Annotated in this window: 17 protein-coding genes; 5 read left to right on the top strand and 12 right to left on the bottom strand. The window is 71.5% G+C overall.

All coding sequences use genetic code 11. From position 1 onward, the window contains the following. Positions 1-6: 6 nt before the first annotated feature. Both ACFFQA_RS36990 and ACFFQA_RS36985 read right to left on the bottom strand, forming a co-directional pair. Positions 7-1,188 (bottom strand): type III PLP-dependent enzyme, encoded by a 1,182-nt coding sequence (locus ACFFQA_RS36990; protein ID WP_377862469.1) that lies wholly within the window; start codon positions 1,186-1,188, stop codon positions 7-9. Between the two features lie 152 nt (positions 1,189-1,340). Next, on the bottom strand, positions 1,341-1,802 hold the full coding sequence (locus ACFFQA_RS36985; protein WP_377862468.1) for a MarR family winged helix-turn-helix transcriptional regulator: 462 nt from the start codon (positions 1,800-1,802) through the stop codon (positions 1,341-1,343). Between the two features lie 74 nt (positions 1,803-1,876). Here ACFFQA_RS36985 and ACFFQA_RS36980 point away from each other — a divergent pair, with 74 nt between their 5' ends. Continuing rightward, positions 1,877-2,845 (top strand): quinone oxidoreductase family protein, encoded by a 969-nt coding sequence (locus ACFFQA_RS36980; RefSeq protein ID WP_377862467.1) that lies wholly within the window; start codon positions 1,877-1,879, stop codon positions 2,843-2,845. Here the strand turns inward: ACFFQA_RS36980 and ACFFQA_RS36975 are convergent. The 4 genes from ACFFQA_RS36975 to ACFFQA_RS36960 form a co-directional block, all read right to left on the bottom strand. Beyond that, positions 2,815-3,165, bottom strand: coding sequence for an MmyB family transcriptional regulator (locus ACFFQA_RS36975; protein ID WP_377862466.1), 351 nt, complete (start codon positions 3,163-3,165; stop codon positions 2,815-2,817). The genes ACFFQA_RS36980 and ACFFQA_RS36975 overlap by 31 nt on opposite strands. Positions 3,166-3,185: 20 nt before the next feature. Continuing rightward, positions 3,186-3,422 carry a hypothetical protein gene (locus ACFFQA_RS36970; RefSeq protein WP_377862465.1) on the bottom strand — a complete coding sequence of 79 codons (237 nt, stop codon included), beginning with the start codon at positions 3,420-3,422 and terminating at the stop codon, positions 3,186-3,188. A gap of 11 nt (positions 3,423-3,433) precedes the next feature. After that, positions 3,434-4,354, bottom strand: coding sequence for a peptidoglycan recognition protein family protein (locus ACFFQA_RS36965; RefSeq protein WP_377862464.1), 921 nt, complete (start codon positions 4,352-4,354; stop codon positions 3,434-3,436). 514 nt (positions 4,355-4,868) lie between these two features. Beyond that, complete coding sequence (locus ACFFQA_RS36960) at positions 4,869-6,374, bottom strand: peptide ABC transporter substrate-binding protein (RefSeq protein WP_377862463.1); 1,506 nt, start codon at positions 6,372-6,374, stop codon at positions 4,869-4,871. 84 nt (positions 6,375-6,458) lie between these two features. On the opposite strand from ACFFQA_RS36960, the gene ACFFQA_RS36955 reads away from it, so the two are divergent. The 3 genes from ACFFQA_RS36955 (at position 6,459) to ACFFQA_RS36945 (ending at position 9,183) form a co-directional block, all read left to right on the top strand. Then, positions 6,459-7,850 carry an LVIVD repeat-containing protein gene (locus ACFFQA_RS36955; RefSeq protein WP_377862462.1) on the top strand — a complete coding sequence of 464 codons (1,392 nt, stop codon included), beginning with the start codon at positions 6,459-6,461 and terminating at the stop codon, positions 7,848-7,850. Then, positions 7,850-8,581, top strand: coding sequence for an SDR family oxidoreductase (locus ACFFQA_RS36950; RefSeq protein WP_377862461.1), 732 nt, complete (start codon positions 7,850-7,852; stop codon positions 8,579-8,581). The genes ACFFQA_RS36955 and ACFFQA_RS36950 overlap by 1 nt, the downstream gene beginning before the upstream one ends. A 200-nt stretch (positions 8,582-8,781) precedes the next feature. Further along, positions 8,782-9,183, top strand: a complete 402-nt coding sequence (locus tag ACFFQA_RS36945) for a hypothetical protein (protein ID WP_377862460.1) — start codon at positions 8,782-8,784, stop codon at positions 9,181-9,183. A 4-nt stretch (positions 9,184-9,187) separates the two neighbouring features. Here ACFFQA_RS36945 and ACFFQA_RS36940 read toward each other — a convergent pair whose 3' ends face one another. The 5 genes from ACFFQA_RS36940 to ACFFQA_RS36920 form a co-directional block, all read right to left on the bottom strand. Continuing rightward, positions 9,188-10,924: an ABC transporter ATP-binding protein gene (locus tag ACFFQA_RS36940; RefSeq protein ID WP_377862459.1), complete on the bottom strand. Its 1,737-nt coding sequence runs from the start codon at positions 10,922-10,924 to the stop codon at positions 9,188-9,190. Between the two features lie 161 nt (positions 10,925-11,085). After that, a complete protein-coding gene (locus ACFFQA_RS36935; RefSeq protein ID WP_377862458.1) occupies positions 11,086-11,202 on the bottom strand; it encodes a keywimysin-related RiPP in 117 nt (38 codons plus the stop codon). Between the two features lie 90 nt (positions 11,203-11,292). Beyond that, entirely contained in the window at positions 11,293-11,664 is a 372-nt protein-coding gene (locus ACFFQA_RS36930; RefSeq protein ID WP_377862457.1) for a lasso peptide biosynthesis B2 protein, read from the bottom strand. A 61-nt stretch (positions 11,665-11,725) separates the two neighbouring features. Next, positions 11,726-11,980, bottom strand: coding sequence for a lasso peptide biosynthesis PqqD family chaperone (locus tag ACFFQA_RS36925; RefSeq protein WP_377862456.1), 255 nt, complete (start codon positions 11,978-11,980; stop codon positions 11,726-11,728). Beyond that, the gene (locus ACFFQA_RS36920; RefSeq protein WP_377862455.1) at positions 11,977-13,809 is read right to left on the bottom strand and encodes an asparagine synthase-related protein; all 1,833 of its coding nucleotides are present in this window, start codon (positions 13,807-13,809) and stop codon (positions 11,977-11,979) included. The genes ACFFQA_RS36925 and ACFFQA_RS36920 overlap by 4 nt, the downstream gene beginning before the upstream one ends. 192 nt (positions 13,810-14,001) lie before the next feature. Between ACFFQA_RS36920 and ACFFQA_RS36915 the strand changes: the two genes are divergently transcribed. Further along, positions 14,002-14,892: an AfsR/SARP family transcriptional regulator gene (locus tag ACFFQA_RS36915; RefSeq protein ID WP_377862454.1), complete on the top strand. Its 891-nt coding sequence runs from the start codon at positions 14,002-14,004 to the stop codon at positions 14,890-14,892. Here the strand turns inward: ACFFQA_RS36915 and ACFFQA_RS36910 are convergent. Next, positions 14,840-16,330, bottom strand: coding sequence for an FGGY-family carbohydrate kinase (locus ACFFQA_RS36910; protein ID WP_377862453.1), 1,491 nt, complete (start codon positions 16,328-16,330; stop codon positions 14,840-14,842). The genes ACFFQA_RS36915 and ACFFQA_RS36910 overlap by 53 nt on opposite strands. Positions 16,331-16,332 lie beyond the last annotated feature (2 nt).

The raw sequence follows: 16,332 nt of genomic DNA, 5'->3' as shown, positions 1-16,332 counted from the left end.
CTGGAGCTAGTTCTTGTGCGCCCCGATGACGTGCGTCGTGAGGGGCGGGAAACCGTTGAAGGACACCGAGGAGTAGCTCGCCGTGTAGGCGCCGGTGCACGGGATGTCGACGTGGTCGCCCGCGGCGAGCGCGAGCGGCAGCCGGTACCGGGTGCGTTGGTAGAGCACGTCGTCGCCGTCGCAGGTGGGTCCGGCGATCACCACGGGGCCGTCGGGGCCGCCGTCGTGCGCGGTGCGCAACCGGTAGGCGATCGCCTCGCCCTCGCACTCCGCCATCCCGTTGTACCGGCCGACGTCAAGGTAAACCCAGCGGTGGGTGTCCGCGAGCGACTTCCTGGACACCAGCACGACCTCGGAGCGGATCATCCCCGCGTCGCCGACGAGGGCCCGGCCGGGTTCGATGATCACCTCGGGCCGGTTGTCGCCGAAGTGCCGGTCGAGCGCGGCGTCGATGACGGCGGCGTACTCGGTGAGCTCGGGCACCTTCTCGGTGTAGACGGCGGGAAAACCGCCGCCGAGGTTGACCAGGCTCACCGGGACTCCGGCGGCGGCCACCTCCGCGGCGCGGGCGATGCCGAGCTCCCACGCCGACGGGTCCACGTGCTGCGAGCCGACGTGGAAGGAGATCCCGCGCACGTCCAGGCCGAGCTTGCCCGCGTCGCGGAGCAGCTCGACGGCCAGCTCCGGGGAGCAGCCGAACTTCTTGCCGAAGGGCGTGCGAGCGCCGTCGGCCTCGACAAGGACGCGGCAGAACACCGACGCCCCCGGCGCGTGCTCGGCGAGGTGCGCCACGTCCTGCGCGCTGTCGAGCACGAAGAGCCGGACCCCGCGCGCGTGGGCGTAGGCGATGTCGGCGGCCTTCTTGATGGTGTTGCCGTAGGAGATCGACTCCGGCGCCGCGCCCTGGGCCAGGCACAGGTCGATCTCGCCGGTGCTGGCCACGTCGAAGCAGGCGCCGAGGCCGACGAGCAGCCGGACGACGTCGGGGTGCGGGTTCGCCTTGACGGCGTAGAAGATCCGCGCGTCCGGCAGGGCCAGGCGCAGCTCGCGGTAGCGCCGCTCGACGACGTCGAGATCGATCACCAGGCAGGGGGTCGGCGGGCGGTGGGTGTCCAGGAAATGCCTTATGCGGGCGCTGGGGTGGTTCGTCTTCTCCGCAGTTTCCGCGGTGGCAAGGCTCTCGGACATTCCGCTTGTTGATCTCCCATCACTCGGCCTGACGGCGACGCCGCCGCAGAACTCTAGGTCATGGTGCCCCCGGGAGCCGAGTCGCGGTGCCTCGCGAGGGAGGTGATCTGGCCCACGGGGTGTTCGCCTAGCTCATCGCGCGGCGGCCGGCGTTAGTTAGCCGCGTGGACCACACGTTCGAGTAGTCGTGTCAACTGCTCCCGCTCGGCGGCGGAGAGCACGCCGAGCAGGCTGTCGTCGGTCTCCACCACGCAGGCGTCGAAGCGCCGCAGCGCGGCGGCCCCCTCCGGGGTGAGCGTGACCTGGTTGCGGCGCCGGTTCGCCGGGTCGGGGGCGCGGCGCACGTACCCCGCGTCACCGAGGTCGTTGAGCACGCCGACGAGGTCGCCGCGGTCGATGCCCAGCCGCCGGACGATCTCCGCCTGGGTGATCGGACCGGCCTCGGCGACGACCGCCAGCACCGCGTAGTGCCACTTGCGGATCCCGTGCCCGGCAAGGCGTTCGTGCAAGGACTGGGACGCGCGCAGCGACGCCCGCCCCAGCAACCACACCACCGTGTTGCCGAGCCGGTTGTTGGCGGGATCCGGCTGCGCGCACGGCTCGGCCTTGGCCACGGTTGCCAGGGTACCGCCCCCGTGCGCTATGTTGGCTTCACCAACATTGGTAGCACCAACATAGGAGCCTTCCCATGCGACGTGTGCGCTTCCACGAGTACGGCGGCCCGGAGGTCCTGCGGGTGGAGCGGGCCGAGGTGCCAGCGCCCGGTCCGGGGCAGGTGCTCATCCGCGCCGAGGCGATCGGAGCGAACTTCGTGGACACCAAGTTCCGCGCGGGGACCGGCGGCGTCTTCCAGCGGCCGTTGCCCGGGGAGCTCACCGGCGACGTGGTCGGCGTCGTGGAAGCCCTGGGCCCCAACGTGGTCACGGTGCGGGTCAGCGACCGGGTCGCGGCGCTGGCCGACCCGGCGTTCGCCGAGTACGTGCTCGCCGACGCGGACTGGCTGGCCCCGGTGCCCGACGGGATCGACGACACGACGGCGAGCATGCTGCCGATGGCCGCGCCGGTCGCCTTGCGGGCACTGCGCGTCGGGCGGGTCGCGCCGGGGGAAACCGTTGTCGTGCACGCCGCGGCGGGCGGAATCGGACATCTCGCCGTACAGCTGGCGCAACTCCTCGGCGCGGGCACGGTCATCGCCACCGCCAGCACGACCGCCAAGCTCGACTTCGCCCGCTCGTACGGCGCGGACATCGGCGTCAACTACACCGAGGGCGACTGGCAGGACCAGGTCCGGGCAGCCGCGCCCAACGGCGTCGACGTCGTGCTGGACTCCATCGGCGGAGCCATGACGCAGCAGAGCATCGACCTGCTCGCGCCGTTCGGCCGCACGGTGGTCTACGGCGCGGCCAGCGGCGAGATCCCCGACATCCCCGCCACGAGCCTGTTCGGGCTGAAGTACGTCGCCGGGTTCTCCTTGCTGGCCTGGCGAACCGCCCGGCCTGAGCAGGCGCGGCAGGAGATGACGGAGCTGTCCGAGCACGTCCGCGAGGGACGGTTGCGCGCCGCCCTGCACTCGACGTTCCCGCTCGCCGACGCGGCCAAAGCGCATCAGCTGCTTGAGGATCGCGGTCAGCTCGGCCGCGTGCTGCTCATCCCCTGAACGTAAACGACAAGACGGAGGTCCTCGGCGCCCGAGACCGCAAGGCTCTCGTAAGCCAGGTGCAGGTCACCCAACATCGGGTGCTTCCACTTCTGGGCTCCCGCCCCGGACGGCAGGACCGCCGCGTTCGCGAAGCGGCGGCTGAACTCCGCGCCCACCGTGATCGACAGCTCGTCGGCGAGCGCGGCGGCCGGCAGCGTCGCGGCGTGCTCGTCCGCCACGCGGTCCCACTCCGGGAAGGCCGCGGCCGAGTTCCACCGCGGCTTCCCCGCCGACTGCATCGCCGAGTGCGAGACGAGCCCCTTCGTGTTCGGCGACACCGCGACCAGGATCGGCTGAGCTACGTCCTGCGTGCGCGAGGTTTGTCCTTTGTGGAGGGTTGTGGGCCGGTGACGTCCTTGGCCAGCCCGCCGAAGATCCGCTCGAAGTCGGAGTAGCTGGTGATGTGCACGGGTCGGTCGGCAGGACCGCGCGGCGCGGGCCCGACGAACGCGGCGACCGAGGTCGGCACGCCGGTGATCGTGCGCACCGCACTGGGCAGTTCCTGGATGTAGACACCCGGGTACGTCGGGTTCACGGGCACTGGGATCACCCCCGCGCGTTCTGCGGGACGGCCTCCGCGATCGCCTCGCTGACCGCCTTCTTCAGCTCAGCCGCGTCGAGGCCCTGCGCGGTGCCCACCGCCTCGGCGAGCTTCTCCACTGCGGCACGCAGCCCGGCGATCTCCTGCCGCGCTTGGTAGGCGTTGGCGTCGGCGAAGCGGGCGAAGTCGAAGCGCCGGATGTCGGTCTCACCGTCCACAGCGGACTTCTCAAGGCCGTCGAACCACGTGCCGTCCGCGGCCCGCCACGCGCCCATGTTCGCGCCGACCAGCCACACGGCCGCGGAGTGCAGGACCTCGGGCTTGTCGAGCTGGTTCAGCTTGAAGTCCCAGATCCGGCGGATGTCGTCGTCACTGATGGGCATCTCGTCCTCCATATACGCGCGTACCGTGTCGCGGAAGCCGTCCATGTCGCCGGGCCACCCGGCGGGGTCGATCTTTCGGCGCGGAGCCCATTCCTTGTGCCCCAACGCCCGGTCGGCGCCGAGCCCGACGTGCGCGAGCAGCGCGGCGACGCCCCTGGGGTAGGACTCCAGCTGGTCCTGGGTCCAGTCGCCGTGCCCGGTGGACTCGGCCTCGACGCCGATCAGGTGCGGGTTTCCCTCGCTGCCGCACCAGTCCACGTGGCCGGGACCGGCGTGGTTGGCCCGCCCCGCGGCGACGACGACCCACGTGCCGTCCCTGGCCAGCCCGAGATTGCACAACGGACCGGCCAGGTCGGGACGGCCCCGCAGGAGCACGCCCCTGGACGGAAAGTCGCCGTTGGCGGGACCGGCGGTGTGGTGCAGCAGGACACCCCGGACCTCGCTCATGCCGCCGCCCGCCCCACGGCGCTGCCAGCCGTCGATCTCCTCGACGCGCAGGCCCGCGTCGCGCAGCACATCAGCAAGCCATGTCAGATAAGGCATTCGGACCCCCACGGCCAGGCCACGTGGTACTCGACGTGGCTCGACACCGAGAGTCGGGCAGATTCCCCGTGGCGACAAGGAATCCGGAAACGCGCTGCCCCTTCAGGAAGCTCCCGCGCCTCTAGGTGCTAACACCTCCAGGTGTCGCCCCGCGCGGAGCGACACCGCCCCACCGACCACCCGCACCCCCCACCCGCACCCAAGTTCGCCCCACCCGCACCCCCCAAGTTCGCGTTGTGGAGCCTTAACGCGAAATGGGAGCGCTCTTTCGCGCATTAAGGTGACAAAACGCGAATCCCCGACCACGCCAGCCCGTGCGCGCTGCGCCGGGACGACGGCGCGACGCCGGGTCAGGCCAAGTCGGCGCGACGCGGCGTCGGGTCGGCGCGGCGCGACGCGGCGTCAGGTCGGGTCGGCGCGACGTCAAGTCGGGTCGGGTCGGCGCGGCGCGACGTCAGGTCGGGTCGGCGCGACGTCAGGTCGGGTCGACGCGACGTCGGGTCGGTGCGGTCGGTCAGCCGCGAACCTCGATGCGGTCGAGCAGCGCGCCGCGCACGGGGTCGGTGACCACGCCGAACAACCGTTTCGACCAGTAGAGGTGGCCGTGCGGGCTCCACAACGGCGTCATCGGCAGCTCGCGCAGCGCGGTGTTCTCGGCGAGCCGGTAGAAGCGGGCGGCCTCCGCCGGTCCCGGCGCGGCCGCTCCCTCGGCGAGCATTCCGTCCAGGTCCGCGTTGGCACCACTGAGCAGCGGCTCCATCAGCGCCTGAGGACTCGGGTACCCGGCGTCCGCGCGCAGCACGTAAGGGCCGTCGAAACTCTTGGCGGCCAAGGCTTTGCGGTACTCCTCGGCCGTCATGCCGCGCGCGGTGACCTCATCCAGCGCCAGTGCGGTGCGCAGCTGCTCCGCGACCCGGAACGCCCAGCCCTGCTGGCCGGCCTCCTCCGCCTCGTAGTAGATCGTCAGCCTGCCGAGGTCCACCCCGCCCTGCCGCAGCAGCACTCCGGCGGCCTGGGCGTCATGCGTGCACGGGCGGCACGCGCCCTCGCGGGTCTCCGCGGTCAGCGCGGGCGGCACGAAGGACGCGGCGGCGTTGACCTGGTGTCCGAGCGGCCCGGCGGCCAGCGCAGCGCGGTCGATGGCTAACGAGATCGCGTGGCGCACCGAGGGATCGGCGAAACGCTTGTCCGCCAAGGGAAATGCCAGGTAGGTCATCTGCGGCGCCGGCCAGCTCCAGCTCCGGTCGGCGTACTCCTGCTGCATCGCGGCGTGCTTGGCGGCCGGGACCTCCGTTGCCAGGTCGAGCTCGCCGGAGCCGACTCGGGCGAACTGCTCGGCCGAGTCGTTGACGACCCGGAAGTCCACTCTCCGCGCCTTCGCCCGCACCTCGCCGACATACCCGTCGAAGGGCTCGGCGCGCGCCCCCTCGCCCTTCACCCACGCGCCGGTCAGCCGGAACGGCCCGTTGCCGACAGGGCGTTCGGCGAAGCGGTCCCAGTCCCGCGAGGCGAGCACGGACTCCGGCAGCGGCAGCAGCGCCGGGGAGGTCAGCGCCCTGGGGAACTCGCCGAGCGGGCGGTGCAGGCGCACCTCGATCGTGCGCTCGTCCACCGCGCGCAGACCGGCCACCCGCAGCTGGTCGGTGAGCACGCGGGCAGCGGGCCAGCCCTCCCGGGTGGCCGCCTCCCACGCGCCGACGTAGGAGCGGGCGGTGACCGGGCTGCCGTCGTGGAAGCGCCACCCCTGGCGCAGCGCGATCGTCCACACCAGACGGTCGGGGCTGGTGACCGACTCGGCGGCCAGCGGGGTCGGCGGCAGGTCGGCGGCGCCCAGCTCGGTCAGCGGGGTCCAGAGCGCGCCGGTGACCTCGCGCCCCGCGAGGTCGGTGACGCGGCCCGGCAGCAGGCTGGCGGGCTCGCGCAGGCCCACCGAGAACGTCCCCGGCTCCGGTGTGGTGCCCCAGGAGCAACCCGAGACGGTGATCAGCACGGCAACCAGCCCAGCCAGCATGCGACGCATGGCCTCAGCCTACGAAAGACGCTTGAGGTAACTCGTTAACGCTTCTAAGTTCTTTCACGAACATCAGCAACGGGGGTGCTCTGGATGTCGAAACCTCGCCGCGTCAAGAGATCCGGCCTGCTCACGGCGGCGACAGCGCTGCTGCTCGCCATGGGCGTGCCCGCGTGGGCCTGCGGCGACGCCCCGGCCTTCGGCACCGCGCCGCAGTCGGGCCACGCGCACTCGGCGGGCGCGCCGAAGGCGGCGAAGAGCTCCGCGGTGCGCAACGTCGAGCTGCTCGGCACCCTGCCGGAGGCCCAGGGCGCCATCTCGGTGAACTTCCTGCAGTACTCGCGGCCGTTCCGGGACGTGATGATCGTGGCAGGGGAGTTCGGCCTGAAGTCCTACGACATCACCGCCGACCCCACCAAGCCCCGGCTGCTCAGCGAGATCTCGATGCCCGGCATGTGGGAGATGGAGGACACCGAGCTCGACCCCGAGCGCAAGCTGATCTTCCTGGCCCGCGACCCGCGCGCCTTCGGCGGCACCACCGACACCGGCAAGTCCGGCGTCTACATCGTCGACGCGGCCGACCCGGCGAAGCTGACCACGCTCACCTTCGTGGAGATCCCGGCAGGGCACACCACCAGCTGCGTGAACGACTGCCGGTACCTGTGGACCGGCGGCCCGGCCAAGGCCAGCCACATGCCCGCGGACTGGGGCGGCAGGCCGGTGTGGGTCACCGACGTGCGCGACCCGCGCAACCCCAAGGTCTTCCCCAACCCCATCGACACCGCGCGCAACGACGGCAAGACCGACTACGCGCACGACGTGCAGGTGGACGCGGACGGCGTCGCCTGGGTCTCCGGGCGCGGCGGCGTCCGCGGCTACTGGACCGACGGCGTGCGCTTCGACCCGGTACAGCGCAAGCTCCGCAGGGCGACCGCGGTGGACCCGGTCCCGCACGCGGGCGGCGGCATCTCGGAGCTGTCGGCCACGAGCAAGTTCCTGCACAACAGCTACCGCCCGGTCGGCGCCCGCACCCCGGACGGCCCGGACGTCGGCGCGTGGGGCTACGGCCAGACGCTGTTCGCCACCGAGGAGAACTTCGCCGACGGCTGCGCGGCCGACGGCGTGCTGGTGATCTCCTCGCTCCAGGGCTCCTACGGCGGCGAGGGCTGGCGCTCCACGCCGGAGAAGCCGTACCGGCTGCGCACGATCGGCACCTGGGGCGTGGCGGGCCAGGAGGGCAGCGACCCGGACAGCGGTGACTGCTCCGCGCACTACTTCGACGTGCGCGGCAAGATCCTCGCGCAGTCCTTCTACGGCCAGGGCACGCGGTTCCTGGACATCAGCGACCCGAGCAACCCCAGGCAGGTCGGCTACTTCCGCCCGGCCGACGCCCGTTCCTGGCAGCCGCTGTGGCACCGTGGCCTGCTCTTCCTCGCCGACAACGCACGCGGCGTGGACATCCTGAAGTTCACCGGGGGCAGGTGATGGGCAGCAACGCGGTGGTGACCGGCGGGTCGCGCGGCATCGGCAGGGCGATCGTGCGCAGGCTGGCGCGCGACGGCGCGCACGTGGTGTTCGCCTACGCCAGCAACGCGGAGGCGGCGGCCGAGGTCGAGCGCCTGGTGGCCGAGGAGGGCGGCAAGGCGCACGGCGTCCGGGTGGACCTCGCGGAGCCGGGGTCGGTCGCGCGGCTGTTCGAGGCGGCCGAGGAGCACCTCGACGGCCTGGACATCCTGGTCAACAACGCCGGGACCGCCATGCCCGCGTCGATCGCCGACACCACCGAGGCCGACTACGACCGCGTGATGGCGCTGAACACCAAAGCGGTGTACCTGGCCATCCAGCACGCGGCGCGGCACATGCGCGACGGCGGCCGGATCATCACGATCTCGACGATGAACGTGCGGCTGCCCTTCCCGAGCACCTCCGCCTACGGCGGCAGCAAGGCGGCCGCCGAGCTGTTCACCCAGGTCGCCGCCCGCGAGCTCGGAGCACGGCAGATCACCGCGAACGTGGTGCGCCCCGGCGCCACCGAGACGGAGCTGCTGCTGTCGTCGAACAAGCCGGAGGTGCTGGCCATGCTCGGTCAGATGACCTCGCTCGGCAGGGTGGGGCAGCCGGAGGACGTCGCGGACGTCGTCGGCTTCCTCGCGGGCCCCGACGGCCGCTGGCTCACCGGCGAGGTGCTCAACGCCAGCGGCGGCCTGCACGGCTGACCGCGTCGCCGCTGACCGAGAGTAGTCACTGGTAGTAACGGGTGACCCCGGCCCCTCGCACTCGTTTGCATGCGCCGAACCGAGTGCAACATGCATTACGCTCGCTCCAGATTCACGCAGAGCGTCGTGCGCGCTACCGGAGGTGACCCGAGGAATGGGCAGGAACGAGCATCCGCACGGGGTACGGGGAGCGTGCCGCGATGGGTCTTGAGCTCACCCTGCCGCCCCTGCTGATGCTGACGACGCTGGCGGTCCTGCACCGGCTCGACGTCCTGAACAGGCTGTCGTTCCTGGAGATGAACCGGGTGCACCCCGTGCGGGACCTCGTCGTCGCCTGGCGGACCCGGCGAACGGCCGAGGCGCTGCGCTCGTCGAGGCAGCCGGTCGTCAGCGTGGCGAAGGCCCCTGCCTACCACGGCAGGCACCGCCACCGTGGACCCATCGTGATCGCCAGGGAGATCGCCCCGCCCACCACGCCCTTCGCCGCGATCGACCACAACGCGTCACGCCGTCGCCGTCCGCGCAAGCAGCCTCGGCTGGGGACGCGCGGCGTCCGCCGCAACCCGGTCCGCCCCGGAAGCCGTCACTCCACCGCGGCGTAGCCACTCAGACCGCCTCTCCGGCGAGGAAGCCGGTCGCGAGCCCGTAGTAGGTGGCGCTGGCGGCGACCAGCTCCTCGTGCGTGCCGACGGCCTCGACCCGTCCCGCCTCCAGCACGACGATGCGCTCGGCCGCGCGCACGGTCGACGGCCGGTGCGCCACGACGAGCAGCGCGCACTCCTTGGCGACGCTGCGCAGCACCCGGGTCAGCGCCGCCTCGTTGACGGGGTCCAGCTGCGAGGTGGGCTCGTCGAGCAGGATCACCGAGGGCCGGGTGAGCAGCGCCCTGGCGATGGCGATCCGCTGCCGCTCCCCTCCGGAGAGCCGCACGCCGTGGTCGCCGACCTCGGTGTCCAGCCCGTCGGGCAGCCGCGACACCAGATCTCCGAGGTTCACCACCTTGACGACGCGGTCCACCTCCTCGCGGGTGGTCTCCGGCGCGGCGTAGACGATGTTGTCGAGCAGGCTGCCGCGGACGACGGGATTGTCTTGCAGGACAAGGCTGACCCGCGTGCGCGTCTGCGACCGGCTCAGCTCCCTGACGTCTCGCCCGTCGAGCAGGATCTGCCCGCTGTCGGGTTCGTAGAAGCGCTCCGTCAGCGCCAGGATCGTGGACTTGCCCGCCCCGGAGCCGCCGACGAGCGCGACGTGCCCGTGGCGGGGCACGGTGAAGGAGACCCCGCTCAGCACGGGCACCCGGTCGTAGCGGAACCACACGTCGCGGAACTCCAGCGCGGGTCGCTCCTCCTCGGGCTCACCTGCCGCGTACGGGTCGGGCCCTCCCGCGTACTCCGCCCGGTCGATCTCCTTCGGCAGCGCCATGAGCTCGCCGACCCGGTTCATCGCCCCGAGCCCGCGCTGCACCGTGCCCAGCGCCTGGAACACCTCGGTCAGCGGCATCACCAGATAGGTCGCGTAGAGCAGGAAGGCGACCAGCTCCCCGAGGGACGACCCGCCCTGGGCCACCCTGATGCCGCCGAAGAGCAGCACCAGCAACACCGACCCGTTGGCCGCGAGCTCGATGGCGGGCCCCACGATCGACTCCAGCTTGGCCATGCGAACCCCGGCGGCGTAGGCCTCGTCGGCCCGGCTGCCGATGCGCTCGGTCTCCGCCTTCTCGGCCCTGCTGGCCTTGACCATCCGGATCGCCGCGAGCGCGCGCTCCAGGTCGGCTGCCATGTCGCCGACCCCGGCCTGGCTGCGCTCCGAGGCGTTCCTGATGCCGGAGAGGAAACCGAGCAGCAGCAGCCCCGCGACCGTGACGGTCCCCAGCACCATCAGGAACAGGTTCGGGTCGATCCACATCATCAGCGCAATGGCCCCGACCACGGCGATGCTGCCCGCGATCAGGTCGACGAAGCTGTATGCGACCGCCTCCCGCACCAGGGTGGTGTCCGCGTTGGTCCGCGAGATCAGGTCCCCCATGCGCTCCCGGTCGTAGATCCGCACCGGCAACCGCAGCAGGTGCGCGATCATCGAGCGGCGCAGCCCGCGCACCACCGACTCGCTGGTGCGCTCCATGAGGTACCTGCCGAGCGTGTCAACGCCCGCGTGCAGCACGAAAAGGCCGAGCAGGATGAACAGCACGGCCGCGGTCACCGGTTGCCCGCTCTGCGCCACCTCGATGATGTCCTTGACCAGCAACGGTTGCAGCAGTCCGATTCCGGTGCCGACCACCGTGAGCAGCACCGCGGCCACGATCGCACGCCAGTGGCCGGACAACAGGCCGAAGAGTGCGGTCACTCCCTTCTTCCTCCGCCGACCGTGTTTGTTCTGGGTGCTCATCGCCGACCTTCCGCTCTTCCTGTCGTCACCGCGATCAGATGTCCACACATACGGGTGCGGCGATGGCCGTTCGCCGACCATCGCCGCACCGTGGAGGGAACCGGTCTGCTACGGACCGATTACCAGTGCCGGCGACCGCGCCAGCGGCGGTCACGACGGCGGTAGCCATGGCGACCAGTGGCGGTGGCGAAAGTGCCCGCCTCGATCAGCTTCGGAGCTTCGTATGCGCTCTTCATCTCTTCCCTCCTTTCTCCTCTTTGTCACATCGCTTCCCGGGCCCGTCTTTACAGTGGCGCAAGGAAGTTCAACCGAAGTTCAGCAGTGGTTCACGAAACCGGACGCACCGCGAAAAGCGTGCGGTAGTAGTCGTCACGGAATCGTTCACCGACAACACGTCCCTGCGCTTCGATCCACGCGTGCGCGTTGAACGGACCGACCGTCCGGGCTCCCACACACCATGACGGCCAGGTGCCGAAACAACGGCACAGCAACGCGACTGCGATCGAACGCGGCAGGCAACCCTCCGGTCCCCTGCACCACACACTCACCGCCATGACATCGTCGAAAGCGGTTTGGGCCCGGCTGTACCCCGCGGGACGGGCGCGGCCGCGAAGACGACGCAGCACCGCCTCGATCCGCGCGGGAGACCGGGTCGCGAGCACCCTCGCCACCAGCACCACGAGCCGGGCGAGCAGCATGCGCGGCAACGGCGGGCGTGGTGGGCGCGGGCTCAACGTCATGGGAGCGCTCATGTCCGCCTCACTCGGCCAGCAGTCCGGCGGAGCGGCACTGTTCGAGGATGGCGAGCACATCCCTGGTCGCGGTGTCGGCGTCGACGTCGTAGTTGTGCAGGACCGCGTCGACGGCATGCCGCTCGTCACCGCCCTCCAGCACCGTGTTCAGCACGAGCGCGCCAATGGGATTCAGCGCCCAGTACTGACCGGAGAGCCGGTCGAGCAGTACCGCCCCGTAGTCGGTGTCGACTACCGAGACGTTTTCCCGCAGAGCGGTCACGTTGTGCTCCTTTCGCGCTGTGACGCGGTTTCCCGCGCCCGCAACCACACCTCACAACTGGCGGTCTGTTGAATGGACTCGTGGCTGCCTCCCCGGTCGTAGGAGAAGCGCAGCGAGCCTCGCAACATCTCGGCGTCGATCAGGCCGTGCTCGGCGAGCAGGGAGCCCTCGCACAGCGCGAGCAGATCCGTCTGGTTCTCGCGGAGCCCCGCCTCCTCCTCCGCCGACCCCTCCGCCTTGGTGGTCCGCGCGAGCAGGTGCGCGGGCACGAGCCCGCGCAGTGCCGCGGCCGCGAGCGGCTTGTACGCCAGCGGCGAGTTCCGCTCGTGCCTGCGCACGGAGAGACACGCCTCGATGACGCGGTCGTCCTGGAACGGCGCGGCGAGGGTGATCCCCAGTGGCTCCGCGATCTGGTTCTCGGCCCTGGTGAGGCGGCCACCGCTCCAGATCCCCATGAGATCGGAGTGCACCGCGATGTGGCCGACCGGAGCCACCTCCCGCTCGGCGGCGTCGAGGATGGCGGAGCGGACCAGCTCCACGGCGCGGTCGCTGGCCCACGGGGGTAGCCGGGGCGGCGCCTCCCACTCCATGACGGGACTCCGCATCGCGGGCCGGGGTTCGGTCAGCGAGTGGGCCGTCCGGACCAGCCAGTCCGAATAGGACTCCCGCCGGGCCAGCACCCGCAGCGTCGCACCGAGGGGCCAGCGGCCCATGGCGCGGTAGGTGCGGAGGTGGGCCAGCGCGGCCAGGGGCCTGGTCCGGACGATCTCGAACAGGCCCTCGATGCCGCCGGAGAGCACCTCGTCACCGCCGAGCCCGGTCAGGTGCGCGCGGGAGCCGCGTGCGGCCAGCCTGCGCAGCCCGATGAGCAGCTGGGTGCGGTCGATGGTGGCGGGGCTCGGCGCGTCCAGCAGGTCGTCCGCCGTGGCGATTCCGTCGTAGACCAACGGCATCTCCTCGCGCGGGAGCACCTCGTGCCACACGCCGGGGAGGTCGAGCACGGCGCGCATGCTCCAGTCCGCGTCGTCGTCCGCGGGATCACGGCCGAGCGCGGTGTAGGCGATGACGTCGGCCTTTCCCCGCGCGGCGAGGAAGCAGATGGAGGTGGAGTCCATCCCTCCGGAGAGGTCGCAGCTGACCAGGCCGCCCGCGGACACCCGCGCGTCGACCGCGTCCAGCAGCGCCCTGCGCACCATCGGCGCCGCCTCGGCCAGCGGCACCACCGCCTCCGGCGGCGTCCACCAGCGGACCGCCCGGGAACCGCCGTCGTGGTCGAGGCGCAGGTAGTGGTCGACCGGCACCGCTCGCACGCCCCGCCACACGGGCCGGTCGGCGAGCGGGTGCGGGATGCCGGGGTCGAGCAGGGACAGCGCGAGCACCTGGTCGTCGAGCTCGGCCCCGATGAGCGAGGCCAGCACGTCCGCCCGGTCAGCGGCGACCTCCACACCGTCGAGCTCGGCGTGGTAGACCCGGCGCATCCCGGACACGGTGCCCTGCAGCCGCTGCCGCCCGTCCATCGTCGCCAGCAGGTGGGCGCTGCCCGGCAACGCGCGCGCGAAGTGGTCGAGCTGGGCGACGTCGGTCATCCGGGAGGCCGCGGCGCGCAACGCCTCCTGGCGCACCGGGCAGGTGCCCAGCACGGCGAGCACCCGCGTCCCCGCCCTTCCGACGACGAGGTCCTCCTCGGCCCAGTCGCCCACCAGCCATGGTCTGCCCGACTGGTACGGCACCATCCGCGTCGCCGCGCGGACCAGGCCCTGCGCGGCGGGAAGCTCGGTGTCGGGAAGAGCGGTGAACCAGCTCGCTCCCTGCGCGATAGGAATTCCCACGCGGCAAGAGTGTCCCGGCCGGGTTCAGGATCGGTTCACCTCATTCTTTGCTGAGGCAACAATCGGAAGCAATTCCAAAGCAGCACCTCGCAGGTGGCGATACCGCAAATGGACCCCCTCAACTGGACCAGCGCCTTGCATTTCCAGACCGCACCTTCCAATCTTGGGTGCCGGACAGAGCAAGGAGGCTTCATGTTCAGGGCATTGGGGACACTCCAGTTGGAAACAGACAGCGGAGAAACAATCCGCATTCCCGCCCGAAAGCCGAGGACCCTGCTCAGCGCGCTCGTGCTGCACGCCAACGAATGGACACCGGTGGACCAGCTGGTGGAGACGGTGTGGCCGGGACACCGACCCCCGTCGGCGCGCGGCAACCTCAAGACCTACGTGCACCACCTGCGGCGGATCCTGCCGAAGCTGGGTGCTGGCGGGGCCAGGCTCAGCAGCAGGCCGGGTGAGTACCGGCTCTCGGTCGGCAGGGGCGAGCTCGACACGTGGGTCTTCGAGGACCGCGTCGCCGAGGGCAGGCGGGCGCTGGCCGCGAGCGGGCCGGAGCAGGCGGTGGAGCCGCTGGAGGCGGCGTTGCGGCTGTGGCGCGGCAGGCCGTTCGACGAGCTGGGCACGCCCGCCGCGGCGGCCTACGTCGCGCGGCTGGAAGAGCTGCGGTGGAGCGCGCGGGAGGACGTGGTCGAGGCCAGGATGGCGCTCGGCCAGCACCGGGAGTGCGTTGAGGGGCTGCGCGAGCTGATCACCGAGCAGCCGCTGCGCGAGCAGCTGTGGTGCCAGCTGCTGCGCGCGCTGCACCGGTGCGGCAGGCGGGCCGACGCGCTGGCGGCCTACCGCGACGTCCGTGAGCTGCTGGTCGGCGAGCTCGGCATCGAACCGGGCGCCGAGCTCCAGCGGACCCACCAGGAAATCCTGGTACCCACCCAGCGACAGGCATGGCCGAGCACATCAATCGGAGCTTTGTCTCGGGCAACCGCCACACACATTCCGGAGGCCACCACCGAATCTGCCCAGGATCGCGCCGTCAGCCACGGCGACGCTGCTCCTCAGCAAGGAAATGCGCAATTCTGCTCGTAGTGGTATAGAGCTCGCGGTAGTTCTGGTAATACCGCTCATAACGTTCGTGCCGTAGCTGGTCGGGCACCACCACCGACGCCACCGGGTTCCACGCGTCGGGCTCGGTCACGGCACCCGTTGCCACGCCCGCGAGCAGGGCGTCACCGAGACAGGCCCCGACGGTCTCGGCGGGGACGTCCTGCCGCTGGCCGGTGATGTCGGAGACGATCTGCGTCCACAGCCCGCCCTGGGTCCCGCCACCGACGGCGACCAGCCGGGTGGCCTCGCCGCCCGCCGCCGACATCGCCTCCAGGTTGTGCCGGACGCCGTAGCCGATGCCCTCCAGCGCCGCGCGGTAGAGCTCTGCCCGCCCGTGCCCGAGCGTCAGCCCCGCCACGACGCCGCGCGCGTCCGGGTCGAACAACGGGGTGCGCTCCCCCGCGAAGTACGGCAGCACCAGCAGGCCCCCGCTGCCGGGTGGCACGGTGGCCGCCTCGGCGACCAGCCCGGCGAACTCGCCGCCGACCAGGCCGCGCAGCCAGTCGGTCACCGAGCCGGACGTCGCCATGCCCGCCGCGAGCGTGTAGGTGCCGGGGTAGGCGCCGCAGGTCCCCCACAGGCCGGGGTGCGGGCGCGGGTCGGTCAGCACCTGCACGAGGAACATGGTCGTGCCGTACATGACCATGACCTCACCGGGCTCGCGCACGCCGACGCTGACCGCCTCCGCCCACGCGTCGATCGTGCCCGCCGTGACGGGAAGCCCCTCGGGCAGACCGGTGAGCGCGGCCGCCTCGGAGCTCACCGCGCCGACCACCTCGGTCGGCCACGCCAGCTCCGGCAGCGGCAGGCCGGGGGCGACCGCCTCCGCCCAGTCGCGCGCCCAGTCCCGCGCGCCGAGGTCGTACATCGGCGTGCACTGGCTGGCCGAGTGGTGGTCGAGCACGTAGCGGCCGGTCAGCCGGTGCACCAGGAACGAGCTCGCCATCAGCAGCATCCTGGTGCGGGCGTGGACCTCCGGCTCGTGCCGGGCCAGCCACCGCGCCTTCGGGCCGACCGCCTGGCTGGTCAGCGGGGAGCCGCAGCGCGCGAGCACCGCCTCCGCCCCCAGCTCCTCGTTCAGCTCGGCGATCTCGGCCGTGGCCCTGGTGTCCACGCCGTAGAGGATGCCGGGGCGCAGCGGGGTGCCGTCGGCGTCAGCGGGCAGCAGGCAGGGGCCGATGCCGCTGACCGCGAGACCCGCGAGTGAACGTCCGTCCAGTTTGGACACAAGTTCCCGGGTGATCTCCACGAAGTCCTGCCACCACACGGTCTCCGCGTCGTGCTCGAACCACCCCGGCTGTGGTGACGACGTCCTGTGTGGACGGTCCGCGCGCGCGAGCACCTGTCCGTCAACCGTCGCCACAACGCCTTTGGAGCTTGAGGTGCCGATGTCCACCCCGAGCAGCAGCTCGCCCGTCACGG

This window comes from Allokutzneria oryzae, assembly GCF_042429765.1.
Lineage (GTDB): Bacteria > Actinomycetota > Actinomycetes > Mycobacteriales > Pseudonocardiaceae > Allokutzneria > Allokutzneria oryzae.
This window is presented reverse-complemented; position numbering and strand designations above follow the sequence as displayed.

What these genes read in the sequence shown, in the direction of transcription:
- ACFFQA_RS36935 (WP_377862458.1), bottom strand. Translation starts at nt 11,202, where the DNA reads ATGAAGAGCGCATACGAAGCTCCGAAGCTGATCGAGGCGGGCACTTTC.
- ACFFQA_RS36945 (WP_377862460.1), top strand. Translation starts at nt 8,782, where the DNA reads ATGGGTCTTGAGCTCACCCTGCCGCCCCTGCTGATGCTGACGACGCTG.
- ACFFQA_RS36965 (WP_377862464.1), bottom strand. Translation starts at nt 4,354, where the DNA reads ATGCCTTATCTGACATGGCTTGCTGATGTGCTGCGCGACGCGGGCCTG.
- ACFFQA_RS36950 (WP_377862461.1), top strand. Translation starts at nt 7,850, where the DNA reads ATGGGCAGCAACGCGGTGGTGACCGGCGGGTCGCGCGGCATCGGCAGG.
- ACFFQA_RS36980 (WP_377862467.1), top strand. Translation starts at nt 1,877, where the DNA reads ATGCGACGTGTGCGCTTCCACGAGTACGGCGGCCCGGAGGTCCTGCGG.
- ACFFQA_RS36915 (WP_377862454.1), top strand. Translation starts at nt 14,002, where the DNA reads ATGTTCAGGGCATTGGGGACACTCCAGTTGGAAACAGACAGCGGAGAA.
- ACFFQA_RS36990 (WP_377862469.1), bottom strand. Translation starts at nt 1,188, where the DNA reads ATGTCCGAGAGCCTTGCCACCGCGGAAACTGCGGAGAAGACGAACCAC.
- ACFFQA_RS36960 (WP_377862463.1), bottom strand. Translation starts at nt 6,374, where the DNA reads ATGCGTCGCATGCTGGCTGGGCTGGTTGCCGTGCTGATCACCGTCTCG.
- ACFFQA_RS36930 (WP_377862457.1), bottom strand. Translation starts at nt 11,664, where the DNA reads ATGCTGCTCGCCCGGCTCGTGGTGCTGGTGGCGAGGGTGCTCGCGACC.
- ACFFQA_RS36955 (WP_377862462.1), top strand. Translation starts at nt 6,459, where the DNA reads ATGTCGAAACCTCGCCGCGTCAAGAGATCCGGCCTGCTCACGGCGGCG.